Raw genomic sequence first — 23,233 nt, forward strand, 5'->3', positions numbered from 1 at the left:
GTACCCACTCGGGCCGGGCTTCTAGAGAGGAAGCACCACAATGGCCAAGGCAGTGATTCGCAAGCCCAAGAAGAAGGTTTGCCAGTTCTGCAAGGAGAAGGCGACCGGTGTCGACTACAAGGACACCACGCTGCTCCGCAAGTTCATCTCCGACCGGGGCAAGATCCGCGCCCGTCGGGTCACCGGCAACTGCGTCCAGCACCAGCGGGACGTCGCGATCGCGGTCAAGAACGCCCGCGAGGTCGCGCTGCTGCCCTACACGTCCACCGGTCGCTGAAGGGAGCTGACGACATGAAGCTCATCCTGACCCAGGAAGTCACCGGTCTCGGTGCCCCCGGCGACGTCGTCGAGGTGAAGGACGGCTACGGCCGCAACTACCTCGTCCCGCGCGGCCTGGCGCTGCGCTGGTCGCGCGGTGCCGAGAAGACCGTCGAGTCGATCAAGGGCGCCCGTGCCTCGCGCGCGGTGCGCGACCACGACCACGCGGTCGAGATCAAGACCAAGCTCGAGGCCCAGTCCGTCGCCGTCAAGGTGCGCTCTGGTGCGGGCGGCCGCCTCTTCGGCGCCGTCACCGTCTCCGAGATCGCCGGCGCTCTCGCCGACGCCTCGGGCGAGCAGGTCGACAAGCGCACGATCGTGGTCGACAACCCGATCAAGTCGCTCGGCGCCCACGAGGTGTCCGTCAAGCTGCACGACGAGGTGTCCGCCACGGTGGCCCTCAACGTCGTTCCGGCCTGATCGCCGACTGACCCGCACCGCTCGACGGCCCGCTGCCTCCTCGGAGGTGGCGGGCCGTTCGACATTTCTCTGCGTTTCCCCGCTCGGGGAGCGACCTACTCCGTGGGGTTCTCGCAGAGGGCCGGCGGGCGTGAGCCGCCGGCGTGGTACTCGAACTGCTGCTCCCCGGCGCGCAGCGTGATGCGGGATCCATCGATGAGTGCCTGGGTGTACATGTCCCCTGGCACGGCGCAACCACGGCTGCCGTTGCGCCACGTGACCTCCTCGACCGCGACGACCTCGACCTCGGCCGGATCCACGCCCAGCGCCGATGCCAGGTCGGCGACCGCCGCGCGTACGTCGGCGGAGCCGGGTGCGGCGGCGGTGCTGCCGGAGGGCGTCTCGGTCACTGGGGTCTCCTCGGGTCGTGCGCTCGATCCGCCGTCTGCGCAGCCCGCGAGAGGGAGGCTGCAGGCGGCCACCGCGAGCGCGAGGACCACCCGGGTGCGTACGACGTCCATGCCTCCAGCATCGCCCATCGCTGGTGAGGCGTGGCGGCAACGCCACCGTGCCGGACATGACGGAGGGGCCAGCGGTGTCGCCACCGCTGGCCCCTCCGGGGTTGGAGCTACGTCACCTCGTCATCGGACGGTGCGACGGTCGACGACCCTGAACTTGACCGTCTTGTCGCGAGCCTCCGTGGCGGAGTCGCCGAGGTAGGAGACCACGATCTTGACCTTGCCCGTCTGCCGGAACTTCGGGAGCCAGACCTTGGTCCGTCCCTTCGCGTTCAGCGTCTTGGTCCAGGTCTTGTTCTTGCCGGCACCCTTGAGCACGATCTTCACCGTGCCCGACGGGACGATGTCGCGGGCGCGGACGGTCACACGGAGCTTGACCTTCTTGCCCACCTCGACCGGCTTGACCATCTTCGTACCGATCTTCGGCGTGAGCTTGCCGGTCGGGGTGTTCGGCCCCGCGACGACCAGGTTGACCGGCGCCGAGGTGCTGGTGCCGTTGGAACCGTCACCCAGGTACTTCGCCGTCACCGGGATGGTCCCGGCAGTGGTGAAGCCCGACAGCGTGGCCGTGGCCTTGCCCGTGGCGTCCAGCGTGCCGGTGCCGGCAAGCCGGGTGCCCGCGAAGAACTGGACCTGGCCGATGGCGGGCGTGGCCCCGGTGGTGAAGACCGTCGCCGTGGCGGCGGTGGTGTCACCGGTGTCGATGCTGTCCGGGTTGAGCGACAGCGCCACGCTGGTGCGCTGCGCCGAGCCCTTGATCGCCACGGTGTACTTCGCCGACGCAGGCTTGGCGCCCGGGTCGTCGGTGGTGTGGACGACCCGGTTGGTGAGGTCCTTGTTGCCGACGGTGTCGTTGACCTTCACCTGGTAGCTGAAGCTGGAGGCCTCAGCGGTGGGCTCGGCGTAGGTCGCGCAGACGTTGAGACCGTTGCTCAGCACGCCGTTGGCGTTGCCCTGGTTGACGAGCGTCGCGGCCTGGCTGGCCGTGGCGTTCTCGGTGCCGACGGTGACGTTGCCGACGGAAGCGTCGCCCCCGAGGAGGAGGCCACCGTCGATGTTGTCGTAGGCGAAGACCAGGTCGTTGCTGCCAACAGTCGCGAAGACCTGCATGTCGAGCTGACCGATCTCGCCCGCGTCGTCCTCGAAGTAGCGCATGTCGTCGTACTCGACGATCGCCACGTCGTCGTCGTCGGTGCCGGTGGAGGCGAGGGTCACGCCCGCGCCCGTCTCGGCGTCGTACCTGAACTCCATGTCCTGCCACATCAGGGCAGCCACGCTGTTGGGCAGCGTCGCGTCCGGCACCGACTGCGCCACCCACGGCTCGCCGTCGGGGTCGTAGTTGTCGTCGCCGTAGACGAGGAACCCGTCGTCGGAGAACGTGAGGCCCTGGTAGTTCTGGCCGTAGAACCCGAAGTTGCCCGCCGCGAACGCCGAGAAGGTCACGGTGTCCGTGGTGGTCGGGCTGACGCCGATCGAGTCGTCCGGGTCGATGCCCTCGCCCGCGAGGTCGAGGTAACCGGGGCCGAACGGCGTCTGGCAGCTCGGGTCCTGCGCACTCGTGGTGATGGTGTAGTTGCCCTCATCGCCGAAGGTGGACTCGAGCTTGCCGGTCCACGACACGACGCCGTCCTCGTACGACGCACCGTTGGTGGCCGAGCCGTCGACGTACGTCGAGCCCTCGGGCAGTGTGTCGGTGATCGTGTAGTTGAGGTCCTCCGGCGTGACGTTGGGCGCGACGTCGACGGTGTAGGTGATCACGTCACCCGGGGCCGCCTGCGTCTTGTCCGCGGACTTGGTCACGTCGTCGTCGACCCGGTGGATCGTCACCGGGATGACGCCGATGTCACCCTCGCTGCCCGGACCGGAGCCCAGGGTCAGCGTGCCGTGCCAGTTCTCTCCGGCGTCCATGTCCGACTCGTCCCAGAAGGTGCGGATGTCGAACGGCGTGGCGGCCGGGACGGGACCCGTGGGGCCCTCGGCCCGCAGGTTGCCCTGGTCGCCCGCGACGACGGCCGTCACCAGGTCAGTGGTGTCGGTGCCGCCGGGCGTGCTGGCCTCCCAGTTCTGGACCAGCACCCAATAGGTGCCGGCCTCCGGGTTGGCGATCTCCACGGCCTCGTTCGAGCCACCTGCGGCGCTCTGGGCGACCACGTTCGCCTCGGTCACCGCTCCGGTTCCGACGTAGAGGTCGAAGTCGGGGGCGGTGGGGTTGGCGAGCCTGGCGATCAGGCTCGTGGCGCCCGCGGGCACCTCGAGGTTGGTGACGGCCGTGCCGTCGCCGTTGAACGCGTCGGTGTTGGTGCCGTCCTCCGTGATGGAGAGCGAGGTGCTCTCCTCCGGGACGAGACCGCTCGGGACGATCTGGAGGTCGGTGATCTCCTTGGCCTCCAGGTCGGTCGCCAGCTGCGAGCCGGCGTCACGACGGGTCGTGATGTCGATCGCCTCGGGCAGCACGCCGACCGAGGGCAGGACGCCAACGGGCAGGTGGGCGACCGGAGTGGACGACTCGCCCTGCGGGGTCAGCACCAGGGTGCCGAACAGCCACTCGTCGGTCGGCAGGCCGTCGTCGAGCGTCGCGGTGACGGTCACGTCGACCGAACCACCGTCGGTCACCTGGACGGTGCTCTTGTCGACGCTCAGCGTGATGCCCTCGGAGAGGTCCTCCACGGAGACGTCCCACGTGCCGACACCGGTGGAGGTGCCGGTGAAGGTGCGCGTCCACGAGCAGGTCTGCAGGCACTCGTCGTCGGCCATGCTGGCCATGTTGAGCGTGCGGACGTCGCCACCGGCGGCGGGGTCAGCACCCTCGTAGCCGGTGAGGTTCTCGTCGAGCACCAGACCGGCCCTGGCGGCGCGGCGGAGCTCGATGCGACCCGACCCCATGTCGAACCAGTCGGCGACCGTGCCGTCCGAGTCGGTGATGTCGCGCTCCGCGGTCGTCATGAGGGCGGACTGCGCCTCGGCGGGGGTCCAGTCGGGCTGGACGGCCTTGAGCAGCGCGAACGCGCCGGCCGTGTGGGGGCTGGCCATCGAGGTGCCGGAGATGAACTCCCACTCCGTGTCGTTGTCCGTGCCGGCGGCGGCGAGGATGTCCACACCGGGAGCGGAGACGGACGGGCCGATCGCCGAGACCGCGCGGTTGGGGCCGCGGCTCGAGAAGGCGGCCATGATGTCCCCGTTGGACGGGTCCTCGTCGATGGTGGAGCCGGTGAGAGCCGCCTCGGCGCCGGGGTGGCTCGCCATGAAGGCCTTCAGCGCCACGCCGTCGTCGTAGGTGATGTGCGCGGCCGGGAGGGCGTGCGCGTCACCGCTGAGGGAGTCGCCACTGGTGACGTCGTTGGCCAGCACCATGCCCTCGGCGCCGAGCTCGGCGAGGTTCTCGCCCTTCTCGACGCGTCCGTTGCCACCGCGGTCGCAGACCACGATGAGGCCGGTGAGGTCTGTGGGCACCGGGAAGGCACCCACGGGCGTCTCGTCGTCCGGCTGGCTGCAGCGCGGGTTGTTGTACGGCGCGTCGCCTGCGTAGACGAGCTGGAAGGGCCCGTCGGTCGGGCCGGACAGGCCGGCGCCGGCGATGTCGGGCAGCGTGTCCTCACCGTCGGTGATGTCGGTGACCGAGGAGACGTACTTGCGGTTGTGCGTGGTGGCACCGACCGACGTGACCCACGGGACATCGGCCGGGCTGCCGAGCGTCGCTGCGCCCGGGCCGTCGTTGCCGGCCGAGGTGGCGACGTAGATGCCCGCGGCACGCGCGTTGAGGAAGCCGACGGCGTCCGGGTCGCTCCACGGGTTGGAGGCCGTGGACGCACCGATGGAGTAGTTGATGACGTCGACGCCGTCGATGATCGCCTGCTCGATGGCGTCGGTGATCGAGGAGCCCTGGCAGCCGGTGCCGTCGCAGACGTCGTAGCCGATGATGTTGGCGTGGGGGGCGACACCCTTGATGTTGCGGGTCACCGAGAACTCGTGGGTCGTGCCCTTGGCCGCAAAGACCGACGCGTCCACCCTGTTGCCGGCGGTGGTGCTGGCGGTGTGGCTGCCGTGACCGTCGTCGTCGTAGCGGTCGGTGCCGGAGAAGTTCCAGTAGCCGATGACCTTGTCGTTGCAGCCCCACGTCGGGTCAGCGTCGCAGACACCCACGTAGTTGCCGGCGCCGAACGGGTTGGTGTGGTCGTAGCCGTCGCCGCCGGCGGACGGCGGGACCGAGTCGGCGAAGGACGGGTTGGCCGGGTTGAGGCCGGTGTCGAGGATGCCGACGATGACGCCTTCACCCTCGCTGCCGACCCCACCGGGAACGTTGGAGCCGTCCCACAAGGAGGGGGCGCCGATCCACTCGGGACCCACGTCGGTGTTGAGCTGGCGGGTGAAGTCGACCTGGACGGCCTTGACGCCGTCGATGCGGGCGACCCGCTGGGCCTGCGAACGGGTGAGCTTCACCGTGATGCCGTTGATCGCGTGGGTGAAGGTGTCGAGCACCTGGGGGGCGCCACCGGTGATCTTGCCGATGGAGGCCGTGAGGTCGGCCTGCTCGGCCTTCAGCTTCCGGCCGTAGGCCGCGGCGCCCTCGGCGCGCTGGGTGGTGGCACCCTTCTCGACGGCGAGCTCGCGCGTCGGGATGGCGGGCGAGTCGAGCTGGACGATGTAGGTCTGCGGGCGGGTGCCCGTGCCCAGGTCGAGCACGGTGCCCTTCTGCCCGGCCTGGCTCGGCGAGGCTGTCGCCGGCTTCAGGTCACGTGGGGAGGTGTCGGCTGCTTGCGCAGCCGTCCCCCACGGCATGAGAAGTGCGGCTGTGACGCTGATGGCAGCGCCGGCCGCGAGGGTACGACGGATCACGCGGATCTCCCGTTCGGAGGATGGACCCACCGCACGCCGACGCGACCCGAAAGCGAATGCGCACGTCGTACGTGTGGGCAAAGAGATGAACTCCTGTATCCCAAGTCACAACCGGGCCGGTGTCAACAGCATCGGGCACGCAAGATCGTCCGGTCGCGGGTATGTCCCTCAGGACCCCTTCCTTGGGGGGTACGACAGGTCGCACAGGCCGCCGTCCCAGAAGGCATTCTGGCCGGACGTGGAAGTGCTCCTGTCCGACCGTGCAGGGCCTGTTACTGCGCGGCGGGGAAGGTGTTGGGCCGAGCCACCACCGCGTCGATGATGACCGTCTTGTTGCCCAGCGTCTCGATCACGATCCTGCCCGTGCGGATGCCCGAGTAGCGGTCGATGACGACGTACTGGCGCAGCGCCGACTTCGGTCCCGCGAGGTCGACGACGTGCCAGGCGCGCCTCCCGACCCGGATCCGCACCTTGCCCAGGCGCGGTCCGCTGGGCGCCACGAGCCGGAGCTCGCCGACCTGGGTGCGGGGCAGCACGAGGCGGGTGCCGCGTCGATGCGCCGACAGCGCGTCGCCGCGGAAGTAGCCCTTGTTGAGCGCCTTCTTCCACCCGCGCGTGCGCGCCAGGTTCGTCGGCACGAAGAACTCGACCGGCTCCGACCAGGCGCTGGCGTTGCCGGCCCGGTCGATCGTCCGGGCCGTGACGACGTGCCGGCCGGCACCCGGCTGGTCGAGCTCCCAGCGACCCGGCGTGCACGGCACGGCGACGCCGTTGTCGGTGCACTCGAAGCTCGACCCGGCCTCGCTGCTGTTGAGCCGCAGGGGCGCGCTGGGAGTGGTGATGACGGGCTGGGTCGGCGTGTCCTCGTCGTAGGCGCTCTGGGTGACGAAGACGAAGGGGGCCTTGGTGTCCTGGCCCCAGGTGAGGGTCGCGGGGGTCTGGTCGAGGTCGGGGGTGTCGGCGACGGTGCCCGGAATCAGCGGACTGTCCGGGTTGAGGGCGGCATCGCCGGTGTCGACGCTCCGCGCCTGGAAGACGTACGACCCCGCCGCAGCGTCCGGCAGGCCGGTGTAGGTCACCGGGCTGGTGCAGGCGCGCCAGTCGTGGGCCTGGGCCGGTCCGGTCAGCTTGCACTCGAGGGCGAAGGGACCGGCGTCGGCGTCGGAGACCACGGGCGCGACGGAGAAGGTCATGGTCGAGACGTTGACGAGGCCCGCGGCGTTGGGCGTGCTCGAGGCCGACAGCGTGGTGTCGGGCGGGGTGTCGTCGTCGCAACCGTCCGCCGTGACGATCGGCGGGAGCCCGGGCAGGACAGGTGCGGTCGGCTGCTCCTCGTCGAGACACCCCGGTGACGCCCCTGCAGGGGCCGCGCCCAGTGGCACGAGCGCCCCGGCCAGCAGTGCGAGCGTGCCGATCCGGACGGCGGTGCGGTGTCGTGCCATGAATCCCCCAAGGGTCGCTGTTCGTGGGGACTAACGATGCACCGGCGTGCCGGTCACGAGCCACTTGTCGCCGCGGGCGCGCCACGACAGCAGCACTCCCCGTGCCCCCATGAACACGACGGTCATCGCCACCCAGATGGCGACGAGGCCGTGCGGGAGGGTCGCCGCCCAGAGCGCCGCCGGGGCGTACGCCGCCAGCACGACCAGTCCGGCCCAGGCGAGGAAGGTCCCGTCACCGGCACCGATGAGCACGCCGTCGAGCACGAAGACCACCCCGGCCAGCGGCTGGCCGAGCGCCGCGACGACCAGCACCGGCACGAGCAGCGCGCGCACCTCCGGGTCGCTGGTGAACAGCGCCCCGACGAAGGGCGACACCGCGGCGAGGGCGACCCCGGCCACGATCCCGCTGCCCCAGCCCCAACGGATCATCCGCCGCGTCAGCCGCCGGGTGCTGTCGACGTCGCCGCTGCCCAGCGCCCGGCCGGTGAGGGCCTGGGCGGCGATCGCGATCGCATCGAGGGCGAAGGCGAGGAAGGTCCACAGCGTCACCGCGACCTGGTGCGTGGCGACGTTGACGTCGGTGCCCTGGGTGCCGACCCGGGTGACGGCGTACGTCCCGACGAGCAGGCAGGCGCGCAGCGCCAGGGTGCGGATGACGAGGGCGACGGCGGCGTGGGCGGCGGCCAGGATCCCGGCCCGGTCGGGGGAGAGGGGCGCGTCGTGCTCGCGGGCGGCGCGGACGACCACCACCACCAGCCAGGTCGCCGAGAGCACCTGGGCGATCACCGACCCGATCGCGGACCCGGCGATGCCGAGGTCGAGGCCGTAGACGAGCAGGACGTTGAGGGCGATGTTGAGGGCGTTTCCGGCGACGGCGACGAGCAGCGGCGTACGCGTGTCCTGCAGCCCGCGCAGCACGCCGGTCGTCGCGAGCATGATCAGCAGCGGCGTGGTGCCGAGGAAGGCGATCGCCAGATAGGTCTCGGCGTGCCCGGCGACCGCGGCGCCGGTGTCGAAGGCGCCCACGAGCGCGGGGGTGGCGAGGATCCCGCCCACCGTGGCGAGCGTGCCGATGATGATGGCCAGCCAGACGCCGTCGACCCCCTGGGCGAGCGCGGCCCGCAGGTCGCCGGCGCCGAGGTGGCGCGCGACGCTGGCGGTGGTGCCGTAGGCGAGGAAGACGCAGAGGCCCACGACGGTCTGCAGGATCACCGCGGCGACGCCGAGGCCCGCGAGCTCCGGGGTGCCGAGGTGGCCGACGATCGCGGCGTCGGAGAGCAGGAAGAGGGGCTCGGCGACGAGGGCGAGGAACGCCGGGACGGCCAGGCGCAGGATCTCCCGGTCGATGGCCTTCACGGGCACGAGCCTAGGAAGGCGGCAGCGGGGAGGCCCTCGGGGGTGCGCCCCGATGTCCACCCATCCAGTTCGTGAGTGATTCCGAACACAGAGCACCCGGGCCCACTCAAGGAGTCCCGGGCTGCCCGACCAGCCGCACGCTCCACCGCGGCCCGGGCCAACACAAGGAGTAGTTGCTGATGAACCGCTCACGACCCACCAAGCGGCACGGGGCAGTGGCCCTGGCCTGCACCGGCGGACTGCTGGCAGCAGTCGGCTTCGCCGGTCTCGGCCCGCTCGCCGCCACCGCGTCCAGCCACCGGGAAGCACCACTCATCTCGGGGACGCCGCAGTACGACACGACGGACCTCTACGCCTTCCGCAGCCCGGAGGCGCAGAACACCGTCACGCTGGTCGCCAACTGGCTGCCCTTCGAGGAGCCGGCCGGAGGCCCGAACTTCTACAGCTTCGCCACCGACGCGCAGTACGACATCCACGTCGACAACAACGCGGACGCCAAGCCCGACGTGACGTTCCGGTGGACCTTCAAGGACCACTACGTCACCAAGGACACGTTCCTGGCCGCCACCGGCCCGGTCACGTCGCTGACGGACAAGAACCTGAACTACTACCAGACCTACCGACTGGTCCGCATCGCCAAGGGCGGCAAGACCAAGGTCATCGTCGGCAAGAAGCGGGTGGCCCCGTCCAACATCGGCACCGCTTCCATGCCCAACTACGAGGCGCTGCGCAAGCAGGCCGTGACCAACGCCGGCAAGGGCGTCAAGTCCTTCGCCGGTCAGGCCGAGGACCCGTTCTTCCTCGACCTGCGCGTCTTCGACCTGCTCTACGGCGGTGACCTCTCCGAGGCCGGCGACGACACCCTCGCCGGGTTCAACGTGCAGTCGGTCGCGCTCCAGGTGCCCCAGAAGTGGCTCGCCAAGAAGGGCAACGCCAAGAAGAACCCGGTGATCGGCACCTGGTCGACGACCCAGAAGAAGTCGACCAACGGCACGTACGTCCAGGTCTCGCGCCTGGGCAACCCGCTGGTCAACGAGGTCGTCATCCCGCTGAAGCTCAAGGACGGCTTCAACGCCTCCCAGCCCACGCAGGACGCCGCGGCGCTCAAGTACGTCACCAACCCCGAGCTGCCGAAGCTCGTCGAGGCCGTCTACGGCATCGACGCGCCCAAGACCCCGCGCAACGACCTCGTGTCGGTGTTCCTCACGGGCGTCAAGGGACTCAACAAGGCCAAGGGCAAGGTGACGCCCAGCGAGCAGCTGCGTCTCAACATGTCCACCCCGGTGACCGCGGAGCCCAACCGGCTCGGCGTGATCGGCGGCGACACCCAGGGCTTCCCCAACGGCCGCCGACTCGGTGACGACGTCATCGACATCGCGCTCCAGGTCGTCGAGGGTGAGCTCGTCGGATCGGCGAACGACCTCGGTGACGGCGTCAACACCAACGACGTCGCCTTCGGGACCACGTTCCCCTACCTGGCCCTCCCGGCCAGCGGCAGCAACGCCGACCCGCACCCGTCCGCGGGCGCCTCGGCCAAGCAGTCGTCCGACCAGGGCGGCGGCGTGCTCCAGAGCATCCTGCCGACCCGCCAGAGCTCGATGGCCTTCGTCGGTGTGGGGCTCCTCGCCCTCATCGGTGGCATCGGTGGCGCCGTCCGGCGCCCCCGCAAGGCCTGATCCGTCCCAGCCGGCCCGACCGCGCGGCCTCCACTCCGCGCGGTCGGGCTGCACCACCGCTCGAATCCGGCCCGTCGCGGCCGATCCCGTCCGAACCGGAAGGACGCCCACGCATGCGTAAGAGCCTCATCGTCATCGGTGTCGGCCTCGTGCTCGCTGTCTCCGGCGGCATCGGGGTCGCCACCACGACCAGCCCGACCTCCGCGCCACCGGCCGGGTCCGTCCCCCGGGTCGTCCCCGACTCCGGCCAGGACCTCGACGCGGCGGTCGCCTCGCTCCAGGCCACCCTGCGGCGCGTGCCCGGCGACCACGTCTCGTGGGCGAACCTCGCCGTCGCCTACGTCGAGCAGGCGCGCGTGACCGGCAACGCCACCTACTACGAGAAGGCCGACGAGGCCGCGGCCCGTTCCTTCGACCTCGAGCCCGACGACAACTTCCCCGCCCTCGCGGCCCGGGCCGCGATCGCCTCCGCCCGCCACGACTTCTCCGACGCCCTCGCCAGCGCCGACGAGGCGCTGGCCATCAACCCGCGCGACCTCGGCGCCCTCGCGATCCGGGTCGACGCCCTCAACGAGCTCGGCAGGTACGACGAGCAGCTGAAGGCCCTGCGCACCGCCGACCGGCTCCAGCCGAGCACCGCGATCGCGGCCCGCTACTCCTACGCCTACGAGCTGCGCGGCGACCTCGACCGTGCCCTCGACATCCTGCGCCGCGCGGCGGCCGCCGGCTCCCGCGCGGACAAGGCGTACACCCTGACCCTCGCCGCCGACATCCTGCGCAAGCAGGACCGTCTCGGCGCGGCGCGACGCCAGCTCGACATCGTCGAGGAGGCGGTGCCGGGCTACCTGCCGGGACTGGTCTCCGCCGCACGCCTCGCGACCGCGCGAGGCGACCTCGAGGGCGCCGTCACCTCGTGGCAGGACGTCGTCGCCCGGCAGCCGCTGCCCGAGTACCTCACCGAGCTCGGCGAGCTGCTCGAGCACCTCGACCGTCCCGACGAGGCCGACGCGCAGTTCGCCGTCGTCCGCACCACGATCCAGCTCCTCGACGCCAGCGGCGTGCGCACCGACCTCGAGACCGCGCTCTTCGAGGCCGACCACGGCTCGCCCGAGCGGGCTCTCAGCCAGGCCCGCGCCGAGTGGCGCCAGCGCACCAGCGTCCACGTCGCCGACGCCCTCGCCTGGGCGCTGCACCGCAACGGTCGCGACCGTGAGGCGCTCGCCATCGCCCGCAGGGCGACCCGGCTCGGCTCGCACGAGGCCAAGTTCTGGATCCACCGCGGCACCATCGAGGCGGCGCTGGGGATGACCGGCGAGGCACGGACCCACCTGCGTCGCGGGCTCGACACCGACCCCGGCATGTCGCCGTGGCAGGGCGACGTGGCCCGTGCCGCGCTCGCCGAGATCGAAGGAAATCGATGAGAGTCCTCGCGCGCCTCCTCCTCGCCCTGGGCGCCGTCGCCGGCTGCCTCTTCGTCGCCGCAGGCCCCGCCTCGGCGCACCCGCTCGGCAACTTCACCGTCAACCGCTACACCGGGATCCTCGTCCAGCCCGACGGGGTCGAGGTCGACCACGTGGTCGACCTCGCGGAGATCCCCACCGCCCAGCTCGGGCGAGCCATCGACGACCTGCCTGCGCTCGCGCGGGACGAGTGCACGACGACGGGCCGCGGCCTCGAGCTGGAGGCGGGCGGCACTCCCGTACGCCTCACGCTGGGGACGTCGTTGGCCTCGCTCGCCGACGGTGAGGGCGGCCTGCCGATCACCCGCATCACCTGCGAGTACACCGGCGTCGCGGACATCGGCGCCGGCGAGCTCACCTTCACCGACACCACGGCGCCCGGGTCGGTGGGTTGGCGCGAGGTCACCGCGGTCGGCGACGAGATGACCCTGACCAGCTCCGACGTCCCCAGCGAGAGCACGAGCGACCGCCTCACCGCCTACCCCAAGGACCTGCTGCAGTCCCCGCTCGACGTCACCTCCGCCACCCTCGTGGTGTCCCCCGGCGGTCGGGCCGGCGTGCTGCCCGGCACCCAGGACGACGGCCCGACCGCGGCCGGCGGCAGCTGGCTCTCGGCCCGCGCCACCTCCCTCCTCGGCGAGAACGGCTGGATCGCCGGCTTCCTCGCCGTCGTCGTCGCGCTGGCCCTGGGCGCGACGCACGCCCTCTCGCCCGGGCACGGCAAGACCGTCATGGCGTTCTACCTCTCCCAGCGCGGTGACAGCTCCGTCCGGTCGGCCTTCGCGGTGGGCAGCGCCGTCACCGTCGCGCACACGGGCTCGGTGCTCGTGCTGGGCGTGCTGGTCTCGCTCAGCAGCGCCTTCGTGCCCGCACGCATCTATCCCTGGCTGACGCTCGCCACGGGACTGCTCATCGTGGGCCTCGGCCTCTACCTCCTGGCCCGGTTGCGGTCGGACGGTGGACAGGGCCACGGTCACGGGCACGGCCACGGCCACGGTCATGGCCACGGTCACGGCCACGGGGAGCCGCACGAGCACCCCCACCCGCACCCGCACGAGCCCGCGCACGCCGCGGCCGGATCGGTGTCGGTCGCGACGGCCACGGCCGTCGTACCTCCCCCGGCGGAGCCGGAGACCGCGCCCGGTCGTTGGGGAGTGTGGGTGATGGGCCTCGTCGGCGGTCTGGTGCCCAGCCCGTCGGCCCTGCTGCTGCTCCTCGCAGCCGTGGCGCTGGGCCGGGCATGGTTCGGCTTCGTGCTGGTCCTCGCCTTCGGCATCGGGATGGCCGCCTCGCTCGCCGCGGTCGGCCTGCTGGCCCGTGACGTGGTGACGCGGCTGGAGCGGCTGGCGCTGCAGCGCGGCTTCCTGGCCGGCAACCTCCGCACCTTCTTGAGGTACGGCGCCGCGCTCGGCATCTGCGCGGTCGGCGGCGGCGTCGTCATCCGCACGCTCATCGGGTTCTGAGCGGCGAGAGCCGGCTCACATCTCTTCCCCGGACCTCCCATCCGGTCGGGGGGTCGGCGCCGAACCACCGTTGTTGCACATCGTGTGCAACAAGACCCGGGAGGTCACCATGCACGTGCCCGACGGATTCCTGGACGCACCGACCTCGCTGGTCACGGTCGGCGTGGCGGCCACGGGCATCGCGATCGCCCTGCGCGGCGCGCGGCGCGAGCTCGACGACCGCGTCGCCCCGCTCGCCGGCATCATCGCGACCTTCGTCTTCGCGGGCCAGATGGTCAACTTCCCCGTCGCGGGAGGGACCAGCGGGCACCTCATGGGGGGTGCCCTCACGGCCGTCCTCGTCGGGCCCTACACCGGGCTGCTCTGCATGACCGTCGTCCTCACGGTGCAGGCGCTGCTCTTCGCCGACGGGGGCATCACCGCCCTCGGCACCAACGTGGTGCTGATGGGGATCGTCGCCGTGGTGACCGGCTACACCGTCTTCCGCGGCGCCCTGGCCGTCCTGCCGCGGCGGATCTCGATGGTCGCGCCTGCTGCCGCGCTCGGCGCGGTGGCGTCGGTGGCGATGAGTGCGGCGACGTTCGTGCTGCTCTACGCCGTCGGCGGGGTCGTCCCGATCCCCTTCGGCACGCTGATGACGGCGATGCTCGGGGTGCACGTGCTGATCGGCATCGGAGAGGCCGTCATCACCTTCATGGTCGTCGCCGGCATCGTCTCGGTCCGGCCGGACCTGGTGCACGGCGCCCGCAGGCTGGTCGCCACCCGCGAGCTCGAGACCCGGACGGTGTCGGCATGAGGCGCCTCTCGACACGCACCGTCGTGCTGACCGGTCTGGTGCTCGCACTCCTCATCGCCGGCGTCGTCAGCTACTACGCCTCGGCGAGCCCCGACGGGCTCAACCGGGTGGCGGGCGACCTGGGCTTCTCCTCCGCGGAGCGGGCCTCCGGCGGCGGTCCGCTCGCGGGCTACGAGGTGGCCGGCCTCGACCACTCCCGCATCTCGGGCGGGCTGGCCGGGGTGCTCGGCTGCCTGGTGGTCCTCGGACTCTCCACGCTGCTGTTCCGACTGCGGCGCTCGTCCGAGCCGGCGCCGGCCCCGGTCCGCTCCCACCGCGAGGGCGAGTGATGGGCGCCCCGCACGGGCACCGGCTGCACTTCCACGGCCACTCCCCGCTCCACCGGGCCCCTGCCCACCTCAAGGTCGCCGGCCTGGTCGGCTTCATGCTCGTCGTGGTGGCGACCCCGCTGGCGTGGGTCCCCGCCTTCGCGGCGTACGCCGTCGTGCTGGCCGTGCTCGTCGCGGTGTCGGGCGTGCCCGTGCCCTACCTGGCACGGCGCATGGTGATCGAGACCCCGGTGCTCGTGTTCGCCGCGGTGCTGCCGTTCGTGGCCACGGGTCCCCAGGTCGAGGTGCTCGGTCTGTCCGTCAGCGAGCCGGGCCTGGTGGCCGCGGCCGGGCTGGTGACGAAGGCGACCCTGGGCGTGCTGGCCAGCCTGCTGCTGGCCGCCACCACCGACCCCCGCGACCTGCTGGCCGGGCTCGAGCGGCTGCGGGTGCCGGCGCAGCTCGTCCAGATCATGGGGTTCATGGTCCGCTACCTCGACGTCGTCACCGACGAGCTCGGCCGGATGAAGACCGCCCGGGAGTCCCGCGGGTTCACCGCGCGCAACCCGCGGCACTGGCCAGTGCTGGGCCGCTCGGTGGGCGCCCTCTTCATCCGCTCGTTCGAGCGCGGCGAGCGGGTGCACCTCGCGATGATCGCGCGCGGCTATGACGGGAGTGCCCGACGATGACCGCCCCCGTCCTCGACCTGCAGTCCGTGGCGTTCGCCTACCCCGACGGCCACCAGGCCCTCTTCGGCGTCGACCTGCACGTGCACCGCGGCGAACGTGTGGCCGTGCTGGGCCCCAACGGTGCCGGCAAGACCACCCTCGTGCTGCACCTCAACGGCATCCTCATGCCGGGGCGGGGCACCGTGAGCGTGTCCGGCCTCCCCGTCGTCAAGGAGAACCTGTCCGAGATCCGCCGCCGGGTGGGCATCGTCTTCCAGGACCCCGACGACCAGCTCTTCATGGGCAGCGTGCGCGACGACGTCGCCTTCGGCCCCCGCAACCTCGGGATCCGCGGCGCCGACCTCGACCGCCGGGTGATGGCCGCGCTGGAGATGGTCGGGATGGCCGACTTCGTCGACCGCCCGCCGCACCACCTGTCGTTCGGCCAGCGCCGGCGCGTGGCCGTGGCCACCGTGCTCGTCATGGAGCCGGAGATCATCGTGCTGGACGAGCCGAGCTCCAACCTGGACCCCGCGTCGCGCCGCGAGCTCGCCGACATCCTCACCGGCCTCGACGTCACGTTGATGATGGTCACCCACGACCTGCCCTACGCCCTGCAGCTGTGCCCGCGCGCGATCGTGCTGTCCGACGGCATCGTCGCCGCCGAGGGCCGCACCCTCGACATCCTCACCGACGACGCGCTGATGAAGTCGCACCGCCTCGAGCTGCCCTACGGCTTCGACCCCCACACCTGCTGAATCGCACGTGACCCGGACCGTGCCGCCATAACGAGCGGGCCCGGGCGGTGTACATAGTCCCATCGGACTACCTGTGTACGGCGATGTGGATGATGGCGGATCGCGGTCATCGCGGTGCCCGGATCGTCAAACCAACGGGCATCATCCAGATGGCGGACAGGTGAACGACGCATCGCGCGTGGAGTTTTTCCTCCACAGGGTGTGTACGACGTTTGCGCAGGTCAGCAGCCATGTACCGGTCGAAGTTTCTGCTCTCTCCACAGGTGGATCCACGACATGTGCACCCACCGCAGCGTGTCGTCCACGCGAGTGCGCAGGTTGTCCACAGAGCCTGTGGATAACTCGGCGCCGTCGGCTTCCCCTGGCGCCGGGGAGCACGTAGGTTCGCGCACGGCCCGGACCCCGCGCGGACCATCGACTCGATGTCGGTGGTCGTCCCTAGCGTCGGGGCAGTGGTGGTGAGCAGGACGACGAAGGGAGCACCGGTGAGCGTCACCTTCGAAGGGGACACCGACGAGGCCTGGGGCGACGGCCCGGCAGCCTACGAGCCGGGCAACGCCCCCCGTTCGGCCGGTGACCGCACCCCGCCGCAGGACAACGCCGCCGAGCAGAGCGTGCTCGGCTCGATGCTGCTGTCCAAGGACGCCATCGCCGACGTGGTGGAGGCGCTCAAGGGTGTCGACTACTACCGCCCCGCCCACGAGATCATCCACGACGCGATCATCGACCTCTACGGCCGCGGCGAGCCCGCCGACCCGATCACCGTGGCGGCGGAGCTGACCAAGCGCGGTGAGCTCCAGCGCATCGGCGGCGCCCCCTACCTCCACACGCTCTCGGCCAACGTGCCGATCGCGGCCAACGCCGGCTACTACGCCGAGATCGTCCGCGACAAGGCCGTGCTGCGTCGCCTGGTCGAGGCCGGCACCCGCATCGCCCAGCTCGGCTACGCCGGCGAGGGCCAGATCGACGACGTCGTCGACAGCGCCCAGGCCGAGGTCTACAAGGTGACCGACCGCCGGGCGACCGAGGACTACGCGCCGTTGAGCGACATCATGAGCGGTGTCCTCGACGAGATCGAGATGATCGGCAACCGCGAGGCCGGCCTCTACGGCGTGCCCACCGGCTTCGCCGACCTCGACGACCTGACCAACGGCCTCCACTCCGGCCAGATGATCATCGTCGCGGCTCGCCCCGCCATGGGGAAGTCGACGCTGGCACTCGACTTCTGCCGTGCGGCGTCGATCCACAACAACCTGACGAGCTGCTTCTTCAGCCTCGAGATGACGCGCTCGGAGATCATGATGCGCCTGCTCTCGGCGGAGGCGAAGGTCCCGCTCAACCACATCCGCAACGGCACGATGCGCGACGACGACTGGGAGAAGCTCGCCCGCAAGATGGGCCAGGTCTCCGGGGCGCCGATGTTCATCGACGACAGCCCCAACATGACGATGATGGAGATCCGGGCGAAGGCGCGCCGGCTCAAGCAGCGCCACGACCTCAAGCTCATCGTCATCGACTACATGCAGCTGATGAGCTCGGGCAAGAAGGTCGAGTCCCGCCAGCTCGAGGTCTCGGAGTTCTCCCGCAACATCAAGCTCCTCGCCAAGGAGCTCGAGCTGCCGATCATCGCGCTGTCGCAGCTCAACCGTGGTCCCGAGCAGCGTGGCGACAAGCGGCCGATGATGAGCGACCTGCGCGAGTCGGGCTCGCTCGAGCAGGACGCCGACATGGTGATCCTGCTTCACCGCGACGACGTCTACGAGAAGGAGTCGACCCGTCCCGGCGAGGCCGACCTGATCGTGGCCAAGCACCGCAACGGTCCGACCCGCGACCTGACCGTGGCGTTCCAGGGCCACTACTCGAGGTTCGTGGACATGGCGCAGGGCTGAGGTTCGCCTCAGCGCTCCTGGATGGTCACCGACTCCATGAACAGCCGTTCGGCGTACACCTCGCCGCCCATCCCGAGGCGGTCCATGGCGGTGACGGTGTTGATGACGTCCATCCCGCTCAGCACCCGGCCGAACGTGGTCTGGATCCGGTTGGTCTCGAAGCCGGCGGCGAACTCCTTGCCGTAGGCGATGTAGAAGTCGCTGCCGGCGGTGTAGGCGCCCTCACCGGCCGTCGTCACCGTCCCGATCGGATAGCCCTCACGTTCGGCAGCGTCCAGCTCGTCGGGGAGCGTGTAGCCGATGTCCCAGCGGACGGTGTTGTCGCCGCTGCCTGCCTGGGCCGCGGCGATCCCCCCGAAGTCGCGGAAGAAATCGAGGCCGTCGTAGAAGCCTTCGCCGGCGAGGAAGACGAACGAGTTGACGGCGACGGGGGCGTCCTTCTCCAGCAGGTCGATGGTGATCGGGCCGCAGGAGGTCTCGATCCTCGCGACGTAGTCGACCCCGTCACGGAGGACGTCGGCCGGACCGCCTGGATAGCGGGGACGCGTCGCTCGCGCGTTGGCCGGCGTCTTCGCCCCGCAGGCCACGGGCCGGTCGTCGCGGGGCGGCTTCGCGCCGCTGTCGACCGGAGTGCCCGGCTCGACGGTGTAGTCCTCGGCGAGCACGTCCCCGGCGGCCCTGGCCTCGTTGGCCGCGGCGGCCTGTGCCTCGCCCGCCGCCTCCTCGGGGTCCAGCTCGACGTCCCCGGCCGGCGGCTCGTCGGCACTCGGGTCCGGAGAGTCACCGGTGGTCAGGGCGACCACGACGGCGATGACCGACGCCGCGACGACTGTGGCCAGTGCGCCGAGCAGCAGTCGTCGACGTCGGCGGCCCTCCGCCAGTCGCGCCTGCTCACGCTCCCACTGCTCGCGCTCGGCCTTCTGGCGTGCCTTGCGCTGCTTGCTGCTGCTCACGTCCCGCTCCTCGAGTTCGTCCTGACCTCACCACATCACTGACGCGGCCTTGGAGATGGCGGCGCAGCATCAGTGACGTACGGCCACGAGACAGTACTTCGTGCCACGAGCGCGGTCCGCGAGCCGAGACACGCGTGGGGTCAGGGCACAATCGAGCGGTGCCGTCATCCGTCGCCGACCCCGAGGACGAGGATCGACGCCTGCCGGACACGCCGTACCTGGCCGTCGACCGCGCCGTCCTGGAGCGCAACCTCGCGGCGAGCGCCGCGCGGGCGCGGGCCCGCGGGGTCGCCTGGCGTCCGCACGCCAAGACCCACAAGAGCCTGGCGATCGGGAGGCTGCAGCTGCAGCACGGGGCCGTCGGCCTCACCCTCGCCACCGTCGGCGAGGCCGAGATCTTCGCCGCGGGCGGCTTCGACGACCTGTTCCTTGCCTACCCGATCTGGGCGGCCGGGAGGCGTGCCGATCGGCTGCGTGCCCTGGCCGACGCCGTCGCGCTCCGGGTCGGGGTGGACTCCGTCGCCGGTGCCGACCAGCTCGCCGAGGCCCTCCGCGGCGCGCCGGTCGAGGTCGTGGTGGAGGTCGACTCCGGACACCACCGCACCGGGGTGGACCCGCGGGCGGCCGGTGAGCTCGCGTCCCACGCTGTGCGGCGCGGCCTCGCCGTGGCGGGCGTGTTCACGTTCCCCGGCCACGCCTACGCCCCCGGCGCGAGAGAGGGGGCGGCTGCTGACGAGGCGCGCGCCCTCGACGTCGCGGCCCGCGCGCTGGTGGCCGTGGGCGTCGACCCGCGCGTGCGCAGCGGAGGCACCTCGCCGGTCGACTACCTGCCCCTCGACGACCAGCCGAGCCTGGAGTTCCCGATCACCGAGACCCGCCCGGGCGTGTCCACCTTCGGCGACGCGCAGCAGGTCGAGCTGGGCTCGACCGACGTCGCCGACTGTGCGCTGACCGTCGTCGCGACAGTCGTCCACGCCCGGCACGGCGAGGCCGTCCTCGACGCGGGGAGCAAGGTCCTCAGCACCGACCGGGCCGCGTGGGCGACGGGCCACGGCCGCCTGCCCGCCCACCCGCAGGCGCGGGTCGTCGCGCTCTCCGAGCATCACGCCACCGTCGTGTTCGGCGAAGGGTCGGTGCCCGCGGTCGGCAGCCGCGTGCGAGTGGCCCCCAACCACGTGTGCACGAGCATCAACCTGGTCGATCGGCTCGTGGTCGTCGAGGGCGACGAGGTCGTCGACACCTGGCCCGTGGACGCTCGCGGCGCCAATTCCTAAGGTCGGCCCACTCCCACCCGGCTCGCTGCGAAGTGGGCGGTCATGTAGTTCAAGTATGTGAATCTACACCGTCGGGGTGGACGAGTGTCCGAGATGTGGAACATGGTTCGACAATGTGAACCCGCGGGCGTAGCGTCACGCAGCGTCTGTGGCGTGCGTCACAGCGCGTCCCCGCGAGGAGTCCGTCGTGACACAGCCTGTCCCCACCTCGACGTCCGTACGCACCCGCCTGCGCGCCGTCGTGCTCTCCGTCGTCGCGCTGGCCCTCGCCGGTGGCGGCCTCGCGACCGCACCGGCCCACGCGGCCGTGGGGGACACGCAGATCGCCTGGCTCGAGGTCGAGAACGGCGTCATCAGCGGGGGCCCGGCCCTCAACTCCGGCGACCACGGCAACTTCTCCGGCACGGGCTCTTACACGTTCCGCGAGACCGGGATGCAGTCGACGATGACGGTCACCGCTCCCGCCGCGGGGACGTACCCCGTCTGGATCCGCTACGCCGCCGGTCCGCTCAGCGCGGAGGAGAACGTCACCCGCGCGATGGGCCTGGTCACCAACGGCTCTCGCCAGATCGTCAGCTATCCGCTGACCCGGAGCTGGGAGGACTGGGAGTTCGCCCGCGCGGACGTCACCCTCAACCAGGGCGCCAACACGATCGCGGTCCAGTGCGACCGCGCGCAGGAGATGTGCCGGCTCAACTTCGACGCCATCCAGGTCGGCGGCCTCGCGCCCGACACCTGCGCCGCCACGCCCGTGGCCCCGGGTGGCACGGCTCTCTTCGACGGGACGTTCGCGACCTTCGACCAGTGGCGCAAGGCCGGCGGCGGCGGCTTCGGCCACCAGACCGACTGCACGATCCGCAGCATCCGGGGCCCGGGCGCCACGTGGAACACCACCCAGCAGACCGGCCCCTACACGCTCGGCGTGGACTGGCGTCGCGGGGACGCCGACGACGACTCGAGCGTCTTCGTCGCCTCGACCAGCACCGGCGGCGCGAGCCCGAGCGGCGGGTACGCCGTCAGGATCGGCGCCACGGACACCGCGACCATCGTCGCGACGGGCGGCACCGCGCAGCCCGCGGACGCCACGGCCCTCGCCGCGGCGGTGAAGCCCGTCGGGCAGTGGAACCGCTTCACCATCCAGGTGACCCCCGCCCGGATCCGGGTGCTCCTCAACGGCACCGCGGTCAACGCCGTCGACCGTACGGCCCCGATGACCGGATACATCGGCCTGGAGAACCGTGGCGACGCCGACCAGGTCGACTTCCGCGACATCCAGGTCCGACCCGGCGTCGACCTCGGCGCGCTCACGGGGCCGATCCGTCGCGCGACCCGGGCCGACGGCACCACCCCGCACCCGGGCGGTGAGTCGACCCTCGGCAACCTCCTCGCCGAGGCGCAGCGCTGGGCCACCGGCGGCTCCGCCGCCGGCACCGCGAAGATCGCGCTCGCCAGCCCCACCGCGCTGACGTCCGACCTCGTGGCCACCGGCACCTACCCGGCGGTGACGACCTACGCCCAGGCCGCCGCCGTCACGGCCGCCGAGCCGCTGGTCAACATGCGCCTCACCGGCGCCCAGCTCAAGACGGTGCTCGAGCAGCAGTGGCAGCGCACCTCCGGCGGGACCGTCCCGGCCCGCCCGTTCGTGCGGCTCGGCGCCTCGTCCGGCTTCACCTGGACCCACGACGCCGCCCGGGCCGAGGGCGACCGGATCACCGGCATGTGGCTCAACGGCGGGGCGATCAGCGCGACGGGCACCTACTCGGTCACCGTCAGCCAGTCGCTCGCCACCGGCGGCGACAACTTCCGCGGGCTCGTCGACGGCATCGGCGAGCGCTACCCCGACGTCACCGCCGTGTCCGCCCTGGCCGCCTACCTCGCGGACCACGCGCCCGTCGCCCCCGAGGCCGCCCAGCACGCGGTCGGCGTCCACGTCCCGGGCGGGGCGCCGGCGTCGTACGTCGCCGGCACGGCGTACGACGTCGACCTCAGCTCGTGGTCGTACTCCACCGCTGACGACCCGACGGACACCGCCGTCGACGTGACGGTCGCCGGTCGACCGCTCGGCTCCTTCCCCGTCGACAACACCCTCCGCGACGACGCGTACGACGACCACGGCACGGTCGCGGTCCGCGCCACCCTCCCGGTCGACCTGCCCGCAGGTCCGGCGACGGTGACGATCGTCGGCAGCACGACCGGCACCACGGTGCGGCTGCCCATCACGGTCACCGCTGCGCCGGTGCCGCCGGCACCGGACCCCACCCCGACGCCCACCCCGACGCCGGTCCCCGTCCCGACCCCCACGCCCACGCCCACCCCGACGCCGGGGGTCACGAAGACGCGGCCGACCCTGAAGGTGAAGGTCACGCAGAAGCGGGTGGTCGCGAAGGCGACGAAGGCGACGATCGTCATCTCCGTCTCCGCCGCCGGGTCGACCCCGACGGGCAAGGTGAGCGTGAAGGTCGGCTCCACCACGCTGAAGGGCACGCTGCGCGGCGGGAAGGTCACGCTCAGGCTGCCGGTCTTCGCGAAGGCGGGCACGGCCAGGATGAAGGTCGCCTACGCCGGTGACGCGCGGACGCTGTCCGCCGCGAGGACCACCAGGATCACGGTCCTGGCCCCCTGACCTCCCGGCGGTCCGGGGACCCCCCTGAGCCCGGACCGTCGGGATGCTCCAGGTCGTAGGCGCGTGACAGCTTGAGCGGGACGACCATGCGCCACGCCTCCACCACCAGCTCACGCGCCTCGGTCGCGTCGAGCTCGGGGAGGGCCCCGTGCACCCAGTGGAAGCGCATGTCGGACTCGGCCGGCAGCTGGAAGCGGGGATCGTTGTCGACCAGGACGGCACGCTCCTGCTTGGGGAACGCGAATCCCATGATGGTCTCGTCGTGCGAGAAGGCGACGTAGACGATCGAGCCGACCCGGAACTTCAGCCGGCCTCGGACGGTCACGACGTAGGACCTCTCGAGCGACTCTCCGAGAGGCAGCAGGTCGTGGACGACTGCCACCTCGCCCCTCCTTCCACCCCAGTCCTCCAGTATCCGCCGGTGGGTCCGAGATGGCGAGGACCCGGAACTAACTAACCAGACAGTTGATAACTCACCCGCGGCCGCCTACGGTGGTGT

At 71.4% G+C, this 23,233-nt stretch carries 18 protein-coding genes; 12 read left to right on the forward strand and 6 right to left on the reverse strand.

Features of this window, described 5'->3' with window-relative positions:
• Positions 1–40: 40 nt before the first annotated feature.
• The gene (rpsR, locus tag JWN97_RS06130) at positions 41–277 is read left to right on the forward strand and encodes a 30S ribosomal protein S18 (protein ID WP_017933521.1); all 237 of its coding nucleotides are present in this window, start codon (positions 41–43) and stop codon (positions 275–277) included.
• A 14-nt stretch (positions 278–291) separates the two neighbouring features.
• A complete protein-coding gene (gene rplI / locus JWN97_RS06135; protein ID WP_297619942.1) occupies positions 292–738 on the forward strand; it encodes a 50S ribosomal protein L9 in 447 nt (148 codons plus the stop codon).
• Positions 739–833: 95 nt separating this feature from the next.
• Here rplI and JWN97_RS06140 read toward each other — a convergent pair whose 3' ends face one another.
• From JWN97_RS06140 to JWN97_RS06155, 4 genes are all read right to left on the reverse strand, one after another.
• Positions 834–1,238, reverse strand: coding sequence for a hypothetical protein (locus JWN97_RS06140; protein ID WP_297619945.1), 405 nt, complete (start codon positions 1,236–1,238; stop codon positions 834–836).
• A gap of 120 nt (positions 1,239–1,358) precedes the next feature.
• A complete protein-coding gene (locus JWN97_RS06145; protein ID WP_297619948.1) occupies positions 1,359–6,068 on the reverse strand; it encodes a S8 family serine peptidase in 4,710 nt (1,569 codons plus the stop codon).
• Between the two features lie 272 nt (positions 6,069–6,340).
• Positions 6,341–7,510, reverse strand: coding sequence for a hypothetical protein (locus JWN97_RS06150; RefSeq protein WP_297619951.1), 1,170 nt, complete (start codon positions 7,508–7,510; stop codon positions 6,341–6,343).
• Between the two features lie 30 nt (positions 7,511–7,540).
• Positions 7,541–8,866, reverse strand: coding sequence for an MATE family efflux transporter (locus tag JWN97_RS06155; RefSeq protein WP_297619954.1), 1,326 nt, complete (start codon positions 8,864–8,866; stop codon positions 7,541–7,543).
• A gap of 179 nt (positions 8,867–9,045) precedes the next feature.
• Here JWN97_RS06155 and JWN97_RS06160 point away from each other — a divergent pair, with 179 nt between their 5' ends.
• From JWN97_RS06160 to dnaB, 8 genes are all read left to right on the forward strand, one after another.
• On the forward strand, positions 9,046–10,542 hold the full coding sequence (locus JWN97_RS06160; RefSeq protein WP_297619957.1) for a DUF4331 domain-containing protein: 1,497 nt from the start codon (positions 9,046–9,048) through the stop codon (positions 10,540–10,542).
• A 113-nt stretch (positions 10,543–10,655) separates the two neighbouring features.
• On the forward strand, positions 10,656–11,963 hold the full coding sequence (locus JWN97_RS06165; protein WP_297619960.1) for a tetratricopeptide repeat protein: 1,308 nt from the start codon (positions 10,656–10,658) through the stop codon (positions 11,961–11,963).
• Positions 11,960–13,465: a hypothetical protein gene (locus JWN97_RS06170; RefSeq protein ID WP_297619963.1), complete on the forward strand. Its 1,506-nt coding sequence runs from the start codon at positions 11,960–11,962 to the stop codon at positions 13,463–13,465. The genes JWN97_RS06165 and JWN97_RS06170 overlap by 4 nt, the downstream gene beginning before the upstream one ends.
• A 109-nt stretch (positions 13,466–13,574) precedes the next feature.
• Positions 13,575–14,261, forward strand: a complete 687-nt coding sequence (locus JWN97_RS06175; RefSeq protein ID WP_297619966.1) for an energy-coupling factor ABC transporter permease — start codon at positions 13,575–13,577, stop codon at positions 14,259–14,261.
• Positions 14,258–14,590, forward strand: coding sequence for a PDGLE domain-containing protein (locus JWN97_RS06180; protein WP_297619969.1), 333 nt, complete (start codon positions 14,258–14,260; stop codon positions 14,588–14,590). Before JWN97_RS06175 ends, JWN97_RS06180 begins: the two co-directional genes overlap by 4 nt.
• The gene (cbiQ, locus tag JWN97_RS06185; protein WP_297619972.1) at positions 14,590–15,258 is read left to right on the forward strand and encodes a cobalt ECF transporter T component CbiQ; all 669 of its coding nucleotides are present in this window, start codon (positions 14,590–14,592) and stop codon (positions 15,256–15,258) included. Before JWN97_RS06180 ends, cbiQ begins: the two co-directional genes overlap by 1 nt.
• Positions 15,255–15,995: an ABC transporter ATP-binding protein gene (locus tag JWN97_RS06190; RefSeq protein WP_297619976.1), complete on the forward strand. Its 741-nt coding sequence runs from the start codon at positions 15,255–15,257 to the stop codon at positions 15,993–15,995. The genes cbiQ and JWN97_RS06190 overlap by 4 nt, the downstream gene beginning before the upstream one ends.
• 485 nt (positions 15,996–16,480) lie before the next feature.
• Positions 16,481–17,884 (forward strand): replicative DNA helicase, encoded by a 1,404-nt coding sequence (dnaB, locus tag JWN97_RS06195; RefSeq protein ID WP_297619979.1) that lies wholly within the window; start codon positions 16,481–16,483, stop codon positions 17,882–17,884.
• 8 nt (positions 17,885–17,892) lie between these two features.
• Here the strand turns inward: dnaB and JWN97_RS06200 are convergent, their stop codons facing one another.
• On the reverse strand, positions 17,893–18,837 hold the full coding sequence (locus JWN97_RS06200; RefSeq protein ID WP_297619982.1) for a peptidylprolyl isomerase: 945 nt from the start codon (positions 18,835–18,837) through the stop codon (positions 17,893–17,895).
• Between the two features lie 158 nt (positions 18,838–18,995).
• On the opposite strand from JWN97_RS06200, the gene JWN97_RS06205 reads away from it, so the two are divergent.
• Both JWN97_RS06205 and JWN97_RS06210 read left to right on the forward strand, forming a co-directional pair.
• Positions 18,996–20,111, forward strand: coding sequence for an alanine racemase (locus JWN97_RS06205; protein ID WP_297619985.1), 1,116 nt, complete (start codon positions 18,996–18,998; stop codon positions 20,109–20,111).
• A gap of 187 nt (positions 20,112–20,298) precedes the next feature.
• The gene (locus JWN97_RS06210) at positions 20,299–22,734 is read left to right on the forward strand and encodes a family 16 glycoside hydrolase (RefSeq protein ID WP_297619988.1); all 2,436 of its coding nucleotides are present in this window, start codon (positions 20,299–20,301) and stop codon (positions 22,732–22,734) included.
• Here JWN97_RS06210 and JWN97_RS06215 read toward each other — a convergent pair.
• Complete coding sequence (locus JWN97_RS06215; RefSeq protein ID WP_297619991.1) at positions 22,715–23,116, reverse strand: MmcQ/YjbR family DNA-binding protein; 402 nt, start codon at positions 23,114–23,116, stop codon at positions 22,715–22,717. The two genes, JWN97_RS06210 and JWN97_RS06215, sit on opposite strands and share 20 nt — an antisense overlap.
• Between the last annotated feature and the right edge of the window lie 117 nt (positions 23,117–23,233).

Origin of the sequence: Nocardioides sp. (genome assembly GCF_025965415.1) — a bacterium.
Classification (GTDB): domain Bacteria; phylum Actinomycetota; class Actinomycetes; order Propionibacteriales; family Nocardioidaceae; genus Nocardioides.

Bases quoted from the DNA above. Each gene is read 5' to 3' on its own strand.
- rpsR (WP_017933521.1), top strand. From the start codon at position 41: ATGGCCAAGGCAGTGATTCGCAAGCCCAAGAAGAAGGTTTGCCAGTTC.
- rplI (WP_297619942.1), top strand. From the start codon at position 292: ATGAAGCTCATCCTGACCCAGGAAGTCACCGGTCTCGGTGCCCCCGGC.
- JWN97_RS06140 (WP_297619945.1), bottom strand. From the start codon at position 1,238: ATGGACGTCGTACGCACCCGGGTGGTCCTCGCGCTCGCGGTGGCCGCC.
- JWN97_RS06150 (WP_297619951.1), bottom strand. From the start codon at position 7,510: ATGGCACGACACCGCACCGCCGTCCGGATCGGCACGCTCGCACTGCTG.
- JWN97_RS06160 (WP_297619957.1), top strand. From the start codon at position 9,046: ATGAACCGCTCACGACCCACCAAGCGGCACGGGGCAGTGGCCCTGGCC.
- JWN97_RS06165 (WP_297619960.1), top strand. From the start codon at position 10,656: ATGCGTAAGAGCCTCATCGTCATCGGTGTCGGCCTCGTGCTCGCTGTC.
- JWN97_RS06170 (WP_297619963.1), top strand. From the start codon at position 11,960: ATGAGAGTCCTCGCGCGCCTCCTCCTCGCCCTGGGCGCCGTCGCCGGC.
- JWN97_RS06175 (WP_297619966.1), top strand. From the start codon at position 13,575: ATGCACGTGCCCGACGGATTCCTGGACGCACCGACCTCGCTGGTCACG.
- JWN97_RS06180 (WP_297619969.1), top strand. From the start codon at position 14,258: ATGAGGCGCCTCTCGACACGCACCGTCGTGCTGACCGGTCTGGTGCTC.
- cbiQ (WP_297619972.1), top strand. From the start codon at position 14,590: ATGGGCGCCCCGCACGGGCACCGGCTGCACTTCCACGGCCACTCCCCG.
- JWN97_RS06190 (WP_297619976.1), top strand. From the start codon at position 15,255: ATGACCGCCCCCGTCCTCGACCTGCAGTCCGTGGCGTTCGCCTACCCC.